Below are 18,637 nucleotides of genomic sequence, written 5' to 3'. Positions count from 1 at the left end.
CCGACGTTCAGGAAATTCCAAGGGGGATGTCGCGGCATCCCCCTTTTTCGTGGCAGAACGGTAGCCTCAGGGGCAGGCCGACAGCAGGACCGGAGCGCGCGGCGCCATGCGCTCGCAACGTTTGACTTATCGACCGATCGACGCGCGCGACGCGAGCCGCATTGCGGTGCTGGCAGGCGACTGGGACATCGCGCGCATGACAGCGCGCATCCCACATCCCTATTCGCTCGTCGATGCAGACCAGTGGATCTCGTCCATCGAGAGCGACGAGTTCGTGCGCGCGGTAGAACGGGACGGGGAGTTGATCGGCGCGGTAGGCTACATCCAGCGTGATGCCGAACAGGCCGAAATCGGCTATTGGATCGGCAAGCCCTGGTGGGGCAACGGTTACGCCACGGAAGCGGCGAGCGCGCTGATGGAGTTCTGCTTCGGGCAAGCCGGCTTCAAAAAGCTGACCTGTGGCCACTTCATAGATAATTCAGCGTCGGCACGCGTTATCAAGAAACTGGGTTTCCGACGCGTCGGCAGCGACCAGCAGTGGTGCGAAGCGCGCAAAAGCGAAGTGCCGACGATCCGATATATACGCCGGCGGCCGTGGCTCGGTCGCCTTTGGCGAGGTGGTGAGCGATGAAATTTCTCGACCAGGCGAAGATCTACATTGCATCGGGAGCAGGCGGTAACGGCAGCCTGAGCTTCCGGCGCGAGAAGTTCATCGAGTACGGCGGCCCCGACGGCGGCGATGGCGGCCGGGGCGGGGACGTGTGGGCGGAGTGCGTCGACAATCTCAACACGCTGATCGACTATCGCTACCAGCAGCATTTCAAGGCGAAGCGCGGCGGCAATGGCGCCGGCCGCAACCGGGCGGGTGCCAACGGCGATGACTGCATCCTCAAGGTACCGCCGGGCACGGAGATCTATGCCGAAGACCAGGAGACGCTGCTTGCCGATCTCGAGAAGCCGGGACAGCGCGCGCTGCTGGCGCGCGGCGGCAACGGGGGCTTCGGCAACGCACACTTCAAGTCGTCGACCAATCAGGCGCCGCGCCGCGTCAATCCCGGCCAGCCGGCCGAGGAACTGACGATCTGGCTGCGGCTGAAGCTGATCGCGGATGCGGGCATCGTCGGCATGCCGAACGCGGGTAAATCGACGTTCCTCGCGGCGGTGAGCGCGGCGAAACCGAAGATCGCGGCCTATCCGTTCACGACGCTGCATCCCAACCTCGGGGTGGTGCGTGCGGGCGATTTCGATTTTGTGCTGGCAGACATTCCCGGATTGATCGAAGGGGCGAGCGAAGGTGCCGGCATCGGCACGCGCTTCCTCGGCCATGTCGAGCGCACCAAGGTTCTGCTGCATCTCGTCGACGCGACAGAGCCGGACGTGGCGGAGGCCTATCGCACCGTGCGGCGCGAGTTGAAGGCCTACGGTGGCGGGCTCGACAAAAAGAAGGAGATCGTGGCGCTGTCGAAGTGCGACGCGATCGACGAGGCCACGCTGGCCGAGCAGGTCGAGGCACTGAAGAAAGCTGCGAGGAAGAAGCCGCTGGTGCTCTCGGCGGTGTCGGGCAGCGGTGTGCGGGAAGCGCTGTTTGCCTTGGCGCGGGAAATCGACCGCGGCAAAAAGCAGGACGCTGAGGAATCGCAGCCGGGCAATAAAGAGGCGTGGCGGCCCTAGTCGCTGAGCATTGTCCCGTTTGGAGTCGCAGCGCGCCTGCCGTTAACAAACCGGTCACTGCGAATGCAACAATTGTCCGGAACTTACTGACTCTTCAGTGCCTTATAGCAATCCTACTCACCAGATAGCCGATAAAGCCGTCGGCGGGTGAACGATTGCAGCGAAGACGAAACACAACTTTTGTGACCCTACCGATCGTGGCACTCGCTGCCGCGGCGTTCGGCGTCGTATTGGCTTCCCTCGCCATCGGTGCCCGGGAGGTCGATAGCCTCGCGCTCGAGCGTCAGCGGGTCACAATCGAGCAGGCCATCGACCAGTTCGGCCTGTCCCTGGCGCGCGAACTGCGCGTGCAGTCCGTGTGGAACGAGGGCTATGAGAAGGTGCACGCGGAGGATCTGCCGTGGCTGCACAAATATTATGGCACGTATCTCAACCAGCTGCTGGGCTACGACCGGATCTATGTCCTGTCGAGCGACGACAAGCCGGTCTTCGGGTTCGATGCTCAAAATCCGGATATCCCGTCGGATTACGCCAAGATTGCCCCGGGCCTGAGCGACCTTGTCGCGGCAATGCGGGCCCGTTCGCCTAATCTTCCCGCCGACAACGTCCTCAATACAGAGATTTCACTGGGCCAAGGGTACAAGGTGCATCACCGCGCCGTTGCCGACGTCCGGTCTATCGACGGGCGTCCGACGACTGTCGTGGTCTCGACGATCGTCCCCGACCACGCGCCCCCCGACCAGATCGAAGCACGTCCATACCTGCTCGTCGCGATCGAGGACATCGACACGGCGTTTACGAAACAGCTCGGCGACAACTTCGGCTTTCACGATCTCAGATGGGTCAACAGTGATACACCGAGAGGCTCCGATACGGAGGTCGTGCGAGCCGCCAACGGCGCGATTGTCGGCACGCTCGCATGGGCCAAGGACAGGCCGGGGCTGGATTTCATGCTGCGGGCGGCTCCTGGGCTGCTCTTAGCCCTGCTGCCCATCGCATTGCTGACGTATCTGCTTATCGTGTGGGGAAAGCGGCAACTGCGGCGCATCCTCGAGAGCGAGCAGGATGCAACGCGTGCCGCCCGCACTGATGCTCTGACCGATCTTCCCAACCGCGTGGCCCTGCGCGAGCGGCTCGGGCTCATGCTGGATGCAGCCCGGGAAAACAGCTCGACGGTGGCGGTCGTGTCAGTCGACCTCGATCATTTCAAAGGGATCAACGACGCGTTCGGCCATGCCATCGGCGACAGCGTATTGAAGGCATGCGCGCGCCGTCTGGAAGGCCTTGTAGGTGACGACTGCCTCGTCGTGCGGCCTGACGGCGACAGTTTCGCGATTGTGGCACCCGGCGTCAGCAATACCGGCGTCACCCAGCTCGCAAGTAGGGTCATTGAAGAGCTTACCGAACCATTCGACGTCGGTGGCACCCGGGTATTCGTATCAGCGTCTGTCGGCTACGCCCTGGGTTTGCGTGACGGCGACACCGGCGACGAGCTGATGCGCAGGGCCGAGCTGGCGGTTGGCAAGGCGAAGGAGGAATCCGATAGCGTCGCGGTTGCCTTTGCGCCGGACATGGATGCGGAAGTCACCTATCGGCTCATGCTCGAGACAGCGCTGCGGGCTGCTGTCGCCGACGAGGCAATCGAAGTCGTCTATCAGCCGCTGATGGATGCGAGCGGTAAGCGCGTGCTCGCTGTCGAGGCGCTGGCGCGCTGGACCGATCCGGATTTCGGGGCGATTTCCCCGGACATCTTCATACCGCTGGCCGAGGAAACCGGGCTCATTCAGGCCATCGGAGGGTTGGTGTTGCGCCGCGCGGTGAACGATTGCAAGGCATGGCCGGACGTGTCGGTTGCCGTCAACGTGTCGGCCTCGCAGATCCACCACGGCGATGTGGTGGATGTGGTACGAAAGGCCCTCATCGAGAGCCGAATGCCGGCGCACAGGCTGGAGATCGAGATTACGGAAAGCGTGCTGCTCACCGATGAGAAGCGTGCCAACGAGCAGATGCGCGGACTGCAGGGGCTCGGCGTGCGGGTGGCGCTGGACGACTTTGGAACCGGCTACTCGAGCCTGCAATATCTGCGACGCTTCGGCTTCGACAAGCTCAAGATCGACCGCAGCTTCATAGATGGCGCCGGTGATCCGAGGGGCAGCTCGGTGGTACTGGCATCGATCATCAAGCTGGGGCAGGACCTCGACCTGACCATCACCGCGGAAGGCGTCGAGACCGAGGAACAGCGGCGCTGGCTGCAGGCGGCAGGCTGCCACCAGCTGCAGGGATTCTTGTTCTCTCGTCCATTGACTGCCGCGGAGATGATTGCATTCATCGCCTCGCATCAGACCAACAGAGCCGTGGCAAGTTGAAACAATCGGCTTTGCCAAGCAGCAAATTGCTCGACTTGGGTTGATCGACCGATTAGCTGGCCCGGTCGACGGGGTAACGGGACGGGACGCCTAGATCAGCATGAACGACAGTTATGACGTCATCATCATCGGCTCGGGCCTGGGCGGGCTGACCGCTGGGGCGCAACTGGCCAAGGCCGGTTGCAAGACGCTGCTCATCGAACGCAACACCAGCGTCGGCGGAGCTGCCTCGACGTACAAGGCCGGAGATCTGGTGATCGAAGCCTCGTTGCACGAGACGTCCGCGCCGGATGATCCGAGCGACCCCAAGCATGCCGTGCTGAGCGACATCGGCGTGCTCGACAAGGTGACGTGGGTGCCGACGGGCTCGGTGTACGAGGTGCGAGGCGGGCCGCTCGGTGCGCCGTTTACGCTGCCGGATGGCATTGCCAACGCACGGGCGGCGATGATCGACCGCTTTCCGACGCTCGGCGAAGGGATCGGCGACATACTCTCGGAGATGGAGCGAATTGCGACCGGGCTCGGGCAACTCAGCCGCGGGCGCGCCTCGTTCGACGATCCACTGGCCGGGCTATCTGCCCTGATGAAGGCGATGCCGGTGGTCGGCGGCTGGCGGCAATCGCTGTCGCAGCGGCTCTCGGCAGCATTCGGCGACAACGAGGGTGCCAAGTGCGCACTGGCTGCAAACCTTCTCTATTGGCACGATGATCCCGACACCTTGTGGTGGATCCTATTTGCAGTCGCACAGGGCGGCTATATCGGCGCTGGCGGGCGCTATGTTCAGGGTGGATCGCAGCGTCTCAGCAATGCGATTGCAAAGGCGTTCAGGGCGTCCGGCGGAGAGCTGTTGCTGCGACGGACCGTCAGCGAAATCCTGATCGGAAACGACGGGCTTCCGGTCGGCGTCGTGCACGAGGGGCGTGAAGGCGATCGCGTCGAGGTGCGCGCAAGAGTCGTCGTCGGCAATGCCGCGCCTTCGGTTATGGCGGCGATGCTGCCGGATGCGACGCGGCAGCGCTTTTTTGCGCCCTATGCCGAGCAGCCGTTGTCGATATCTCTTTTCTCGGCGACCATCGGCGTATCGGAGCGGCCGCAGCAGTTCGGGCTCAACTCGTATGCCACCATGCTGCTGCCCGAATGGATGCGGACGCTCAGCGATTATCGGCGCGGCTCCGATGTCCTGGCGGGACTGCCGGGCGAAGCGCTGCCCCCGCTGGCGGTCGTCAACTATGCGGCAGTGGACAGCGGCCTCGGCGGGCCGCCCTATCCCGTCTCAGTGGTCGGCGTGGACAGGATCGCCAACTGGCGGGGCCTCGATCCAGAGGCTTATGAGGCAAAGCGGTCCGCTTGGCGCGATGCACTGATCGCCGCACTCGACCGAACCTATCCGGGGTTTGCCGGCAGCGTGACAAATTGCGTTTTCAGCACGCCGGTGACGATGAACAGCTATCTGGGAACGCCCGAGGGCGCGGTCTACGGGTTTGCACCGCTGCCGCCGAAGGCGCCTATCTGGCGCGGCCAGGTGCGCTCGCCGCGAACGGCTATCGACCGGCTTTTCCTGGCATCGGCATTCGCGGGTTGCGGGGGCTACACGGGCGCCATTCTCGGCGGCGCAAATGCCGCCCGGCATGTGCTGGCAACGCTGCCGGTTAGCAAAAAATAGGCAGATAGCGTGCTAGGCCGGCGGCAACGGAAATGCCTGCCGCGGGGACGCACATGGACGATACCAAGGGACTGCGCTCGAAGCTGCATCAGAGCTGGGGCTGGCTGCTCGCGCTCGGCATTGTGCTGATGCTGTTCGGATTCCTTATCCTGACGACGCCGATGGGCGTTGTGACGGCATCGCTGACGACGGAGATCTGGATCGCGGCTGCGATGATTGCGGCCGGCGTGCTGCAACTCATGCACGGCGTTCGCGCGGGCGACTGGAGCCATTCGATGTGGCAGATCCTCGGCGGGGCGATCTTCATCCTCGGCGGCATCATGATCTTCCTCTACCCGACGCTCGGGCTCGTCTCGCTGACGATGATCATTGCCGCAACGCTGGTGGCACAGGGCATCACATCGCTGATGGTCGGCGGTGGCGTGGGCGATGTTTCCAGCCGCCGCTGGCTAGTCCTTTCGGCGGTGATCTCGATCGTCGCGGGCCTCTTGATCCTGTTCGATCTGCCTTCCTCGGCCGGTTGGACGCTCGGCACCATCGTCGGCGCGGCGCTGCTGCTGCAGGGCATCAGCCTGACGCTCTTGTCGCTGGAAGTGCGCCGCGCTTCCTGAGCTTGCTTGCCTTGCGGACGCTGGCTACTGGCGCGACTGCGCCAGCCAGACCGTGTGGCCACCGCAATCGGGGTCCTCGACTGCGTGGCGGATGACGTCGAAGCCGTTGGCGTCGAGGAGCCTGGTGTATTCCTCGGCGGCAAGGCTCGCGTGATAGAGGCGCTCGCCGTAAATCTCGCCGATGGCCTCACCGTCTCTTGGCCCGGACGTGAACAGCAAGAGACCGCGCGGCGCGATGTGGTCGCGGAAGATGGGAAACATCGCGCGCTGCGCATCACCGGTCAGGTGAAAGAAGCTGTCCCAGGCGACGATAGCGTCGAAGCGGTGCGACAGCGCCAGGGCGCGCATGTCGGCGACAATCCACGTCATCGCCGGGAAGCGTGCTGCGCATAGGTCGATCATCGCCGCTGCGCCATCCACGCCGGTCAGGCGGCATCCCTTGTCGATGAGGTAGCGCGCGATTGGCTCGCCGGTGCCACATCCGAGATCGAGCACGCGGCGGTCCGGCGGCAGCCTTTCGAGCAAGGCTTCGAGGTATTGGCCTTCCATGAGATCGCGGCCGCGATCGCGGTCGAACTCGGCGGCGTTGGCCTCGTAGATGTGCAGAACTTCAGACATCATCCCTCGTCAGTGCGGCTGATAGGCGGAGATGTCCCAGATTCTGCCGACGCCGTCGAATGTCGCGGTGACGAGCCAGTTGCCGTCCGGGCTGAATGCGGCGGCTTGGACTTCGCTGGCGTCGGTCGGCAGGATGGCGAGCAGCTTTCCGGTCGCTGCGTCCCAGATGCGCGCGTTCTTGTCGTGCGAGGCGGTGACGACGAGCTTTCCGTCGGGGCTGAAGGCGCCATCCATGACGGGCCGGCCGTGGCCGTCGAGCGTGAACAGCAAAGCGCCAGTCGATGCGTCCCAGATGCGCGCGGTGCGGTCGCCGGAGGTGGTGAGGACCTTGCTGCCGTCGGGGCTGAACTCGATGTGCACGATGCTGCGCTGGTGGCCTTCGAGCGTGGCAAGACGGGCGCCCGTGGCGGCATCCCAGATGATGCCGGTCTCGTCGCTGCCGGCGGTCGCGACGCGCTTTCCTTGCGGATCGAAGGCGGCGTCGAGCACCATGCGTTTGTGGCCGGTGAGCGTGGAGAGCGGTTTGCCAGTGGCGGCGTCCCAAAGTCGGGCTGTCTTGTCGGTCGAAGCGGTGACGACCTTGGTGCCGTCCGGGCTGAAGGCGGCCCGCATGACGGGGCTGGTGTGGCCAACGAGATCGGCAACGATCTTGCCGCTGGATGCATCCCAAACGGTCGCCTTCTTGTCGCGGGCAGCGGTGACGACGCGCGTGCCGTCCGGGCTCCAGGCCGCGTATTCGAGCATGCCCGCGTGGCCATCGAGCGTCAGCTGAAGTGCGCCGCTGGAAGCGTCCCAGATGCGGGCGGTGCCGTCGCGCGAGGCGGTGACGATGCGCTTGCCATCCGGACTGAACGCGGTGCTGCGGACGGCTTCTGTGTGGCCCTGAAGATCAGCCAGCAGGGCGCCTGACTTTGCATCCCAAACGCGCGCCGTGTGATCGCTGGAGGCGGTGACGACTTTCGACCCATCAGGACTGAATCTGGCACGTGCGAGGTCGCCTGTGTGGCCCTTGAGGACGAGGGCCGGCTTAGGCGCCTCGGGTTCAGGGGCTTGGGCGGTTGCGCCGCGAGCGGCGACCAGGGCGGCCGCCGCAGCAAGGAATGCCAGGGCGACGGATTGCCCGAAGGCCCTCAGCGGAAATATGGTCATTGTGCTTCCCCCAAACGTGGTTGGGCGGCCCCTTTTGCTGGAGCTGCCTCTTTGTTCGCTGGCGCCACGCTTCAGGGCCAATCAGGCCTCGTTTTTGGGGTGAGGCTACCGCTTTTGGCGCGACTGGGCTATCAGGCTGCCTCAAAGCTGCGATCCTCAAGCCCGCGCCGAAGCGCAAGCCATGACAACAGAAGCAAAATCCGACCCCAAATCAAACGTGCGTCCCGAGTGGACCAATGCGCGGCGCATCGTCGTCAAGATCGGCTCGGCGCTGCTGACCGACCGGGCCACCGGCACGCTGAAAGCGGAGTGGCTGGCCACGCTGCTGGATGATGTCGCCGCGCTCGTTGGAGCGGGCAAGCAGGTGGTGCTGGTGTCGTCGGGCGCGATTGCGCTCGGACGTCATACGCTGAAGCTGCCGAAGGGGCCGCTGGAGCTGGAGCAGAGCCAAGCGGCGGCGGCCGTGGGGCAGATCAGCCTGGCGCATGCCTATCAGGAGATGTTCGGCGCGCGCGGGCTGGTTGCCGCGCAGGTGCTGATGACGCTGGGCGATACCGAGGAGCGGCGGCGCTATCTCAATGCGCGTCACACCATCGAGACGCTGCTGGACCTGAAGGCGGTTCCGGTGGTGAACGAGAACGACACGGTGGCGACGACGGAAATCCGTTACGGCGACAACGATCGGCTTTCGGCGCGCGTTGCGTCGATGGTGTCGGCGGACTGCCTGGTGCTGCTGTCGGATATCGACGGTCTCTATACCGCGCCTCCGAATGCCAACGCCGATGCCAGACGCCTCGACACCGTGACGGCGATCACGCCGGAGATCGAGGCGATGGCCGGCGATGTCGGCACCGAGCTATCGAAAGGCGGCATGAAGACCAAGGTCGAGGCGGGCAAGATCGCGCTCGGCGCGGGCACGCACATGGTCATCGCCAGCGGCAAGGTCATGCACCCGCTGCGCTCGATCGGCGAGGGCGCGCCGTGCACGTGGTTCCTGGCCCATTCCGATCCGATCACCGCGCGCAAGCGCTGGATCGCCGGACAACTGGAGCCGAAAGGCTTCGTTTACGTCGATGCAGGAGCGGTGACGGCGCTGGCGGCGGGAAAGAGCCTGCTGCCCGCGGGCGTGGCGCGGATCGAGGGCAATTTCGACCGCGGGGACGCGGTGATCATCCGCGCGCCAGATGGGCGCGAGCTGGGCCGCGGGCTCATTGCCTATGCCAGGGTCGACGCCGAACGCATCATCGGCAAGAAAAGCGCGGAGATCGCCACTATATTGGGGGTGTCGCGCTGCGATGAGCTGATCCATCGCGACGACATGGCCCTGCACCGGAGCTCGAGCACATGAACAAGCCTGAGCGGATAGACGCTACGACCGAGGAAACGATGCTCGCCATGGGGCGGCGGGCGCGTGCGGGCGCGCATCAGCTTTCGCTTGCTGAACCAGAGACGAAGACGCAGGCGCTGCGGGCCGCTGCCAAGGCGATGCGCGAAGCAACCGCGACGATCCTTGCGGCAAACGAAAAGGACCTTGCGGCGGCGCGCGCGGCCGGGCGCCCTGCGGCCTTCATCGACCGGCTGATGCTCAACGAGGCGCGTATCGAAGGCATCGCCAAGGGCATCGAAGAGATCGCCGAATTGTCCGATCCGGTCGGCACGGTGCTGGCGGAGTGGACGCGGCCGAACGGATTGCAGTTTCAGCGCGTGCGCGTGCCGCTCGGCGTCATCGGTATCATTTTCGAGAGCCGGCCGAACGTGACGGCGGATGCCGGTGCGCTGGCGCTGAAAGCCGGCAATGCTGCGATCCTGCGCGCGGGCTCGGAGAGCCTGCATTCGTCCCTCGCCATTCATGCGGCGCTGGTCTCGGGCTTGAAGAGTGCCGGGCTGCCGGAAGCTGCCATTCAGCTGGTGCCGACGCCTGATCGCGCGGCGGTGGGGCATATGCTTGCCGGTCTCGAAGGTTGCATCGACGTGATCGTGCCGCGCGGCGGCAAGAGCCTCGTCGAGCGCGTGCAGAAGGAAGCGCGCGTGCCGGTTTTCGCGCACCTCGAAGGGTTATGCCACACGTATGTCGATAAGGACGCCGACCTCGATATGGCGGTGAGCATCGTCGTCAACGCGAAGATGCGGCGCACGGGCGTTTGCGGGGCGACGGAGACAGTACTGATCGACAAGGCGGCGCCCGCGGAATTCCTGCCGACGCTGGTCAAGGCGCTGATCGAAGCCGGGTGCGAGGTGCGCGGCGATCAGACCGCGCAGGACGCCGATGCGCGCGTGATCGCCGCGAGCGATGCCGACTGGGCGACCGAATATCTCGACGCCGTCGTCGCCATGAAGATGGTCGACGGTGTACAGGGCGCGATCGATCACATAGCGCGCTACGGGACGCAGCACACCGATGCTATCGTGACCGCTAACGCGGAGACGGCGGAACGCTTCCTGCGTGAGGCGGATTCGGCAATCGTGCTGCACAACGCCTCGACGCAGTTCGCCGACGGCGGAGAGTTCGGGTTCGGCGGCGAGATCGGCATCGCGACCGGCAAGCTGCACGCGCGCGGACCGGTGGGTGTCGAACAGCTCACAAGCTTCAAGTACGTCGTGCGGGGGAACGGCCAAATCCGGCCGAGTTGAGCCGGGAAAGGAGTGTCATGCGTTCCCTGACATCGCTCATCGCTATGCTTATCGCGGCATCTGTCGCGGTTTCCATTCCGGCGGAGGCAGCCAAGCGCAAAGCGCTTCGGTCGTGGAAGCCGGCGCCCGTCCTCAAGGACTGCACGCGGCTCAACGGCAGATACGGGTACTACGGCAATCCGTGGTGCACGCCAGCAGAGCAGCGCGCGTGGGATCGCGCCACCTCGCAGCGCTGACTGCGTCCAGGCTTGATGATCCGCGGGAAGGCTAGCTTCATAGCGTTCCGGATGTTTGACGGCATCGCCGCGCAGAAAAACAGCGCGCCCGTGGGTGGCGCGCTGCTCTTCTCGTGGGCAAACTTGTCGAGTGTGCGTATCACGCCACGTGGCGGCGCTGGTTTTCGTTGAGAAGCTTGATGACTTCCGCCTGCGGGCGCGCCTCGCTGAACAAAAAGCCCTGACCTTCCTTGCAGCCTTCGGCGGCGAGGCAGGCGAGATCCGCCTGCGTCTCGATACCTTCGGCAACCACCTTCATATCGAGGCCGGAGGCGAGGCCGAGAATTGCACGCACGATGGCGAGCGTGTGCCGGTTGCTGGGCAGATCGCGCACGAACGAACGGTCGATCTTGATCTTGTCGAACGGGAACGAGCGCAGATAGCTGAGCGATGAATAGCCCGTGCCGAAGTCATCCATCGAGATACGCACACCCAGCGCGCGCAACGCGTGAAGATGGGCGATCACGTGGTCAGTGCGGTCGAGCAGTACGCTTTCGGTGATTTCCAGATCGAGCCGCGCGGGGTCGAGGCCGGAAGCCGTAAGCGCATCCTTGACGTTGGCGTAGACATTGCCGACGCGGAACTGCATCGGCGACAGGTTGACGGCAAGCTTGACGTGCTCGGGCCATTCGATCGCGTCGGCGCAGGCACGCTTCAGCACGAAGTTGCCGAGCGCGGTAATGAGGCCGGTTTCCTCGGCAAGGGGCACGAACTCGGAGGGCGGCACGAACCCGCGCGTTGGATGCGGCCAGCGCAGCAGGGCCTCGAACCCGACGACCTCGTTCGTCGATAGCTCGACGAGCGGCTGGTAGTGCACCTCGATTTTCCCGGTAGCAATCGCTGCGCGCAGGTCGGTCTCGATCTGGCGGCGCGCCTGAGCCTTGGCGTCCATCTCCTGCTCGAAGAAGCGGAATGTGGACTTGCCTTCGGACTTACCGCGATAGAGCGCCAGGTCGGCATTGCGCAGCAGGCGGTCTGCGTCCTCGCCGTCAGTGGGAGCGACGGCTATGCCAATGGTTGCACCGACCGTGAGCGCGTGGCCCTCGATCATATAGGGCTCGCTCACGGTATCGATCACCCGCTGCGCGAGGATTGCGAGTTCTTGTGGCGTCTTCGATTCGGAAACGAGGATGGCAAACTCGTCGCCTCCAAGCCGCGCGGCCATGTCGCGCTGACGCGTCACACGTTGGATGCGGTGCGCCACCTCCTGCAGGAGGCGGTCACCCATCGGGTGGCCCAGGGTATCGTTTACGAGCTTGAAGTTGTCGAGGTCGATGCAGAGCGCGCCAGCGAAGCCGCCAGAGCGCGCACGCGCGGCGAGCGCGTCGCCCATGCGCTGCCGGAACAACACGCGATTGGGGAGTTCGGTGAGCGCGTCGTGGTGCGCCATGAAGGCGATGCGTGCTTCGGCCTGCTTGCGCTCCGTTATGTCGACCACGGCCAGGAGGATCGCGGGGTCTCCCTCGTATTCGAGCTGGCGCGAAAAGACGACGGCCTCGATCGTGCGTCCGTCGCGTGTCGAATGCTTGACGGTAACGACCTCAGTTTCGTGCGAGCACGCTACGTCGTCGACGCGCTCGTCATGCTCAACGCGCAGATCATGCAGCTTCAGTTTGAGAAGCTGGTCACGCGTGTAGCCGTAATGGCTCTGGGCGGCCGCATTGGCTGCAATGAACGACTGCGTATCGCGGTGCAAGACGAACATGGGCACGGGATTGTCGTCGAACAGCAGGCGGAAGGATGCCTCGCGCTGTTTCAGCGTTGTGATATCCATCCGCAGGCCAATGACGCCGCCGTCGCTGGTCTTGCGCTCCTCGATGAGGATGCAGCGGCCATCGGACAGGTTCTGCTCGTGAGGGCCGCGCGGGTTATAGAGCTGGTCGAGCCGTTCCTTGATCCACTCTTCCTCGCGCCCCTTCGCTTCGGGGTAATCGCCGCGGCCGACGCCGATGCGCAGCGTATCTTCCAGGCGCACACCAACTTTGAATAGATCGGCGCTGCGCTTGTAGATGTCGGCGTATTTCTGATTCCAAAGGATGTAGCGGCCCTCATTGTCGAGGAACACAATGCCCTGAGGGAGAATTTCCAGTGCTGCGCGCAGACGTTCGTGCGCGGTTGCTGCGTTGGCTATCGCGGCGTCGGCGACGGCGCGTGCATTCTTCACCTTCGCGCCACCGCCATGCAGTGGATCCAACATTGTCCAGCAGCGATCCTTTGCGCGCTCGAGCAGGCTGCGCGCGTAATCGACCGCCGCCCTACGATGCTTCCCGCCATTCGCTTTCGTGAAACTCTTTGCCATCTGCTTCGCCGCTGCTGATCGATGGCGGCCAAAGTGCTTGGCTCAAACTAAAAAACAATTGCGCGTTTTTGACCCGACGACCGACGTCTGCTGTGGACTCGTCTAATTCTTGAGCACAGCTCAGTGCAGAGAATATCGGATAGCGGTCCTGGCCCCGTATTTGCGCCCGCGTATAGAGCGACTGCCCAGCGCTTGGACGCGCCTGCTCAAAGTTGCGCCATGTGGGGGCATGGCAAACATCTTCTTTACAAGGGTGCGGATTTAGAGCGCGCGGATGCTCTGATCCGCGCGCTCTAATGAGCGGGCTTAGTCGTGGTGCCAAGCCGGCAGGTCGGGGAGCTGCTCTTCGGTCAACTCGGTGACGAGGTTGCCGTCCTTCTGCTTCACCTGGTCGAGCGTCATCACCGCGGCCTTCTCGCCGATGCCGAGGAAGCCGCCGTATTCAATGGCGACGCCTTTGATCTCGCCATTCTTATCTTCGAGGAGCGACTCGACCTCGGCGATTTTCTTGCCGCTGGCGTCGTAGATATCCATGTCCTCGACGCGGTCGACCGTGGCGCCCAGCGGAGCGACCATCTTGTTGTCGTCGTCGGTCTTGCGTAACTCGCCGATGATCAGCACGCCGGCTGGGGCAGCCATCGGTGCGGCGGCCGACTTATCCAGCGGCTCGGGCGCAGTGCTTGGCTGCGGAGCCGCCTGCATATTCGTCGAAGGCTCAGTACCGGATTTATCCATCGGCTCGGGCGCATTCGACGCCGGCGGGGCCTGCATCGTGGTCGATGGGGAAGCACCAGATTTCTCCATCGGCTCTTGGGCGAACACCGGTCCGGAAAGCAAAACGGCGGACGCAGCGAGTATCAGCTTGGTCTTCATTTGGACACCTCCTTTATCGACCACGGCGGTAACAACTCTTAGTGTCCCCCTAGAGTTTCTTCAGCGGTTCTCCTCGGCGCCACTCACTGGCCGCTCCGGCACCTCGTAAGCAATGTAGCGGACGATTTTCCACGCACCGTCAGGCTGCTTGCGGAGCACGTCCATTCCCGGCTCGGTCGAGGTGACCGTTTGCCCGGTGGGTAGAGTGACGGTGAGCTTCCAGACAAGGCGCACCACGGCAAGGTCTGCCGACACCATGATCTCGCGGATGTCGAGGCTGTAGGTGTAGCGCTTGCTCTTGTCGCGCATGGAGCGATGCAGCAGCGTGCAAATGTCGTCGTAGCCGCGCTCGGGATAGCCGCGGAAGTCATAGCGCAGCTCGGACGAGAACAGCGCGCAGACAGCGTCGGCGTTTCCGCTGTTGAAGTCCTTGGTCCAGCTCTGCAGCGTGGCGCGGATTTTTTCCTCGGCGTCGTCGGCGAATGCCTCCCTGGCCGGCGCTGCGAATAGAAGCAGCGCGAGCAGGGCGGTCGCCAACATGTTTTCGCCGCAGGAGAGCATCTAGGCGCGCGCCTCCGTCAATCGCTTGTGGACTTTGCCGAGAGCATCAGCGACCGCATCCTTGAAGGCGCCGGTGATCGCTTTCGCGTCGCCGTCCTTGTCCGTCCAGTTGAGGAGGAAGGCGGTGGTGACGGGAACGTCGCGGACGATCATCTGGCCAGCCAATGCGAGGCAATGGAAGCCGTTCCAGTCGATGGAGCCACCTTTCATGTAGGCCGCGGTGTTGGTGGGGACCACGAGGGCGATCGCGTCGGCCATCGCTTGGATGCGCTTGAACTCGGTGAGCGTTTCCGGCTTCTTGAAGAACTCGCCGGCAAGAGCGCGCTTGTAATAGTCGACGAACTGCGATGCCGGCGCGGCCATGGTGTCGACGTCGTTCAGCGCAGACCGATATTTCGACGTGTCCGGCTTCTCAGAATCTGCTTCCGCTTTCACAGCCTTCCAACCAAGGTCGTCGCCTTTGGGTGCGCCGATGAGATAGGAAAAGAAGCTGCGCGTGGAATCGGGGATGCGCACCTTTGTCAGCCCGGCCCCGGCAATGAATTCGCGCACCATCTGCGGTGTCACGCGCTTCATCGCCATATCCGTTGCCGTGTTGTCGCTGTGTGCGATCATGGCTTCCAGCGCACTTCGTGCCTGCGTCGTGCCGGTGAGATTCGCGAACACGGGACTGACGAGCGAACGAACGCCATCATCGAGGGGGAGCTGTTCCAACTCGTCGAGATTGCCGGCTTCGACCTCGCGCAGAAATTGGGCGAGCACGAACGTCTTGAAGCAGCTGCCGCAGAACAGCTCGTCGTCGGCGTGATACTTCACACGCCATGGGTTGGCCGCCTCGTCGACATCGACTTGCGCACCTTTCGTTCCCGGCAACGCGACGAAGCCGTCGAGCAGGTGCGGGATTGCGTGGGCGTCGGAAGATTGGGGAGCGGCGGTTGCTGCGGTGCGCGCCACCGTCATCGCCCCCGCCACCGATGCGGCCGAAGCCAGAAACTGACGTCTACGCATACTGCCTCCTGATGTCCGGCGGGGCGCAGCGCCGGTCGCCCACAGGAATGCAGAGCAATCATGACTGGCGCGTTACTAGCGTTGCATGTCGCACCGCCCGCGCACGGTTAGGGAGTGCTCGATGCACTGGCGGGGGCGGGATGCTTTCTTTCGATGCGATTTTTCCTATTGATCAGGAGCCTATCGCCTACAATCAGATGCAACGCCGAATAGTAACGGGTCGAAAACAACCAACGCGATGGACGAGTCCGCGCAGTCACCTTCGTTCGGCAGCTCGATGCCGCCGCTGGCATATGCCGGCCAGCGCATTGGCGTGATGGGTGGCACGTTCAATCCTCCGCACGAGGGTCATGCGCTCGTTGCTACCACCGCGCTGCGCCGGCTGAAGCTCGACCAGCTCTGGTGGATGGTGACACCCGGCAATCCACTGAAGAGCGGCAACGGTCTGCCGCCGTTGGCCGAGCGCCTGGCAGCCAGTCGCCGTCTCGTTACCGATCCACGCATCGCGGTGACCGGCTTCGAGGAAGGGCTAGGGCAGTCCTATACTTATGCGACGCTGACCCATCTGACCGGCCGAATGCCTGGCGTGCACTTCGTCTGGGTGATGGGTGCGGACAACCTGGCAAGCTTCCACCGCTGGCGGCGCTGGCGCGAGATTGCGGAGCTGGTGCCGATTGCCGTGGTCGATCGTCCAGGATGGCGTTTCAGGGCCCTCGCCTCGCCGGCGGCGGTGCGACTCATGCCCTTTCGCATCCCTGAAATGGCAGCTGGGAGACTGGCGATGATGCGGCCGCCGGCTTGGGTTTTCCTGAGCACACGGCTGTCAGGGGCGTCATCGACGGCCCTGCGAGGCGCTGTCTGACAATTGTAAGACGCCGAAATATATACAATTTTTTACAATCCCGCGTTGCATATGAAAAAGCTTGCCGTGCATTAACTATTGCTGGATGGCGGCCCTAGGCCTTATGTTTTGTGCTGGCGGCGAGCTGGTATGCTCTCCGCAGAAGAGCGCCGTGGGTGTGGGATTGCGCAAAGCACCCCGGTGCAGGCCCCAAGGGGTGCATGAGGAAGGGACAACCAGCACACGATGCGAACCGCACTTGAGGGTGCCCATAGGGGCGCGCCTCACGCCGAGCTTTTGTCAGACGGACAGAAATCGGCAGCACTGGTCCAGGAAATCGCCCACTGGCTCGATGAGGCCAAGGCCGAGGAGATCGTCACGATCAACCTCGCTGGAAAGACCTCGATCGGCGATTTCATGGTGATCGCAACAGGTCGGACCGACCGGCACGTCGGCGCAGTCGCCGATCAGATCAGCCGCAAGCTGAAAGAAAAGGGCCTCTCCCGGGTTCGGGTCGAGGGTCTGGAAGCGTGCGACTGGGTGTTGATCGATACCGGCGACATCATCGTGCATGTATTCCGCGACGAGGTGCGCGAGTTCTACAACCTCGAGAAGATGTGGTCCGCGGAACGCCCAGGCGAGCCGACTACGGCTCACTGAGCGCGCCTCAGGCGGCACAATAGCGGTGACGGCGCCTCCCCGCATGGCGGTGGGAGGCGCCAGCCGGGATGAGCGGTCATGCGCCTTATCGTTGCAGCAGTTGGCCGCCTCAAAGACGCGGAGAAAGATCTCTGCGTGCGCTATACCAAGCGCTTCGATGCTGCCGGCCGCTCGCTCGGGCTTGGTCCGCTCATCATCACCGAACTCAACGAAAGCCGCGCATCCGGAGCCGAGGCCCGCAAGAGCGATGAGGCCACGCGCCTGCTCAAGGCGGCCGGTGCGGCAAGCCAAATCGTTGCCCTCGACGAGGGCGGCAAGATGCTTTCGAGCGTGGCGCTGGCGGACTGGCTTGCAAGGATACGCGACGAAGGCTGCAAGGATCTGGCGCTGCTGATCGGTGGCCCCGACGGCCATGGCGGAGAAGTTGCATCAGCTGCCACGCTGAAACTGTCTCTCGGTCCGATGACGCTGCCGCACGGATTGGCGCGGGCCATGCTCATCGAGCAACTCTATCGCGCGACGACCATCCTATCGGGGCATCCGTATCACCGCGCATAGCTGGGGGCGGACGCGTGCGGCCTCTTGCTCCGCTCCTTGAACTTAACGCGAGGTAGCCAACCTCGTTCAAGCACGAGAGGCTCACTTTATCGAGTTTTCATGGCTGTCGATCAATGTAGTGCAGTGTCGGCACGTTAGCTGACAGCTGATTACGGAGGGAGATTCCATGTCGAGATACCGGCCGATGCTGGCGGCGAGTGTCAGCGTACTTGTCGGCATGGCGGCACTTGCTTCAGCTGCGGATGCTCGAGGATTTGGTGGTGGCGGCGGCTACGGCGGCGGCGGCCATGAAGGAGGCTTCGGTCCTGGCGGCGGAGGCTTCGGCCCCGGCGGACATGGCTATGGACCGCCGAACGGCGGTTACGGGCCCGGCGGCGGCGGTTATGGCCCGGCTCCAGGACGTCGCAATCCGTGGGCGGCCGGCGCGGTTCCGTGGATCAACATGGACTACAACGATCTGCTGCAAACGCCGCCGAACAACTCCGGCTCACAGCAGCCGAACGATTGCGACTATCTCTTCAAGAAGGCAATGGACGTGGGCACGCCACAGATGTGGAAGCTCTTCAACGACTGCGCGCACAATCGCTGAGCGCTCTCGCATTCGACGCCAAAACTCTGCAGAAGGTGCGCACGGATCGACGTGACCGCGCCTTCTGCTTTTTCGCCGCGATCAGATCGCGCGATATCGCATAGCGATCCCAAAGACTCATTCTGCTAGCCTACTTTCAGTGTGGTCCCGCACTCGACTTCGCGGGGCGCGTAGTAGTGCGTGCACGCATCGATACTCCGCGTCATCGACTTGACTCATTTCCCCAACGCGCGCGGCTAATCCATTGTTAGCACTACGCTCCTA

Annotated in this window: 18 protein-coding genes; 12 read left to right on the top strand and 6 right to left on the bottom strand. The window is 63.7% G+C overall.

The features are described from left to right. Nucleotides 1-106 precede the first annotated feature (106 nt). From ACP15D_RS14420 to ACP15D_RS14400, 5 genes are all read left to right on the top strand, one after another. The gene (locus ACP15D_RS14420; RefSeq protein ID WP_424958138.1) at nt 107-631 is read left to right on the top strand and encodes a GNAT family N-acetyltransferase; all 525 of its coding nucleotides are present in this window, start codon (nt 107-109) and stop codon (nt 629-631) included. After that, entirely contained in the window at nt 628-1,671 is a 1,044-nt protein-coding gene (gene obgE / locus ACP15D_RS14415; protein WP_424958137.1) for a GTPase ObgE, read from the top strand. Before ACP15D_RS14420 ends, obgE begins: the two co-directional genes overlap by 4 nt. 182 nt (nt 1,672-1,853) lie before the next feature. Then, entirely contained in the window at nt 1,854-4,037 is a 2,184-nt protein-coding gene (locus ACP15D_RS14410; RefSeq protein WP_424958136.1) for an EAL domain-containing protein, read from the top strand. Nucleotides 4,038-4,137: 100 nt separating this feature from the next. Then, nucleotides 4,138-5,700, top strand: a complete 1,563-nt coding sequence (locus ACP15D_RS14405) for a phytoene desaturase family protein (RefSeq protein ID WP_424958135.1) — start codon at nt 4,138-4,140, stop codon at nt 5,698-5,700. A gap of 53 nt (nt 5,701-5,753) precedes the next feature. Next, nucleotides 5,754-6,311, top strand: a complete 558-nt coding sequence (locus ACP15D_RS14400; RefSeq protein ID WP_424958134.1) for an HdeD family acid-resistance protein — start codon at nt 5,754-5,756, stop codon at nt 6,309-6,311. Between the two features lie 24 nt (nt 6,312-6,335). On the opposite strand, the gene ACP15D_RS14395 is transcribed toward ACP15D_RS14400, so the two are convergent. Both ACP15D_RS14395 and ACP15D_RS14390 read right to left on the bottom strand, forming a co-directional pair. Beyond that, on the bottom strand, nt 6,336-6,929 hold the full coding sequence (locus tag ACP15D_RS14395) for a class I SAM-dependent DNA methyltransferase (protein ID WP_424958133.1): 594 nt from the start codon (nt 6,927-6,929) through the stop codon (nt 6,336-6,338). A 9-nt stretch (nt 6,930-6,938) separates the two neighbouring features. Beyond that, on the bottom strand, nt 6,939-8,078 hold the full coding sequence (locus tag ACP15D_RS14390) for a WD40 repeat domain-containing protein (protein WP_424958132.1): 1,140 nt from the start codon (nt 8,076-8,078) through the stop codon (nt 6,939-6,941). Nucleotides 8,079-8,259: 181 nt separating this feature from the next. Between ACP15D_RS14390 and proB the strand changes: the two genes are divergently transcribed. Genes proB through ACP15D_RS14375 form a run of 3 tightly spaced genes read left to right on the top strand, consistent with a single transcriptional unit; the run spans nt 8,260 to nt 10,945 of the window. Then, a complete protein-coding gene (gene proB / locus ACP15D_RS14385) occupies nt 8,260-9,426 on the top strand; it encodes a glutamate 5-kinase (protein ID WP_424958131.1) in 1,167 nt (388 codons plus the stop codon). Continuing rightward, nucleotides 9,423-10,709, top strand: coding sequence for a glutamate-5-semialdehyde dehydrogenase (locus tag ACP15D_RS14380; RefSeq protein WP_424958130.1), 1,287 nt, complete (start codon nt 9,423-9,425; stop codon nt 10,707-10,709). Before proB ends, ACP15D_RS14380 begins: the two co-directional genes overlap by 4 nt. A 17-nt stretch (nt 10,710-10,726) precedes the next feature. Beyond that, nucleotides 10,727-10,945, top strand: a complete 219-nt coding sequence (locus ACP15D_RS14375; RefSeq protein ID WP_424958129.1) for a hypothetical protein — start codon at nt 10,727-10,729, stop codon at nt 10,943-10,945. A gap of 139 nt (nt 10,946-11,084) precedes the next feature. On the opposite strand, the gene ACP15D_RS14370 is transcribed toward ACP15D_RS14375, so the two are convergent. The 4 genes from ACP15D_RS14370 to ACP15D_RS14355 form a co-directional block, all read right to left on the bottom strand. Beyond that, nucleotides 11,085-13,283 carry a putative bifunctional diguanylate cyclase/phosphodiesterase gene (locus tag ACP15D_RS14370; protein ID WP_424958128.1) on the bottom strand — a complete coding sequence of 733 codons (2,199 nt, stop codon included), beginning with the start codon at nt 13,281-13,283 and terminating at the stop codon, nt 11,085-11,087. 306 nt (nt 13,284-13,589) lie between these two features. Beyond that, nucleotides 13,590-14,156, bottom strand: coding sequence for a PRC-barrel domain-containing protein (locus ACP15D_RS14365; RefSeq protein WP_424958127.1), 567 nt, complete (start codon nt 14,154-14,156; stop codon nt 13,590-13,592). 60 nt (nt 14,157-14,216) lie between these two features. Further along, the gene (locus ACP15D_RS14360) at nt 14,217-14,696 is read right to left on the bottom strand and encodes a YybH family protein (protein WP_424958126.1); all 480 of its coding nucleotides are present in this window, start codon (nt 14,694-14,696) and stop codon (nt 14,217-14,219) included. Nucleotides 14,697-14,717: 21 nt separating this feature from the next. Further along, nucleotides 14,718-15,725 (bottom strand): serine hydrolase, encoded by a 1,008-nt coding sequence (locus ACP15D_RS14355; RefSeq protein ID WP_424958125.1) that lies wholly within the window; start codon nt 15,723-15,725, stop codon nt 14,718-14,720. Between the two features lie 238 nt (nt 15,726-15,963). Here ACP15D_RS14355 and ACP15D_RS14350 point away from each other — a divergent pair, with 238 nt between their 5' ends. From ACP15D_RS14350 to ACP15D_RS14335, 4 genes are all read left to right on the top strand, one after another. Further along, nucleotides 15,964-16,587, top strand: coding sequence for a nicotinate-nucleotide adenylyltransferase (locus ACP15D_RS14350; RefSeq protein ID WP_424958124.1), 624 nt, complete (start codon nt 15,964-15,966; stop codon nt 16,585-16,587). Nucleotides 16,588-16,812: 225 nt separating this feature from the next. Further along, the gene (gene rsfS / locus ACP15D_RS14345; protein WP_424958123.1) at nt 16,813-17,226 is read left to right on the top strand and encodes a ribosome silencing factor; all 414 of its coding nucleotides are present in this window, start codon (nt 16,813-16,815) and stop codon (nt 17,224-17,226) included. A 78-nt stretch (nt 17,227-17,304) separates the two neighbouring features. Continuing rightward, nucleotides 17,305-17,784 (top strand): 23S rRNA (pseudouridine(1915)-N(3))-methyltransferase RlmH, encoded by a 480-nt coding sequence (rlmH, locus tag ACP15D_RS14340; RefSeq protein WP_424958122.1) that lies wholly within the window; start codon nt 17,305-17,307, stop codon nt 17,782-17,784. A gap of 166 nt (nt 17,785-17,950) precedes the next feature. Beyond that, nucleotides 17,951-18,373, top strand: coding sequence for a hypothetical protein (locus tag ACP15D_RS14335; RefSeq protein WP_424958121.1), 423 nt, complete (start codon nt 17,951-17,953; stop codon nt 18,371-18,373). Nucleotides 18,374-18,637 lie beyond the last annotated feature (264 nt).

The organism is Hyphomicrobium sp. 1Nfss2.1 (assembly GCF_965243865.1).
In the GTDB taxonomy this organism is placed as follows: domain Bacteria; phylum Pseudomonadota; class Alphaproteobacteria; order Rhizobiales; family Hyphomicrobiaceae; genus Hyphomicrobium_A.
This window is presented reverse-complemented; position numbering and strand designations above follow the sequence as displayed.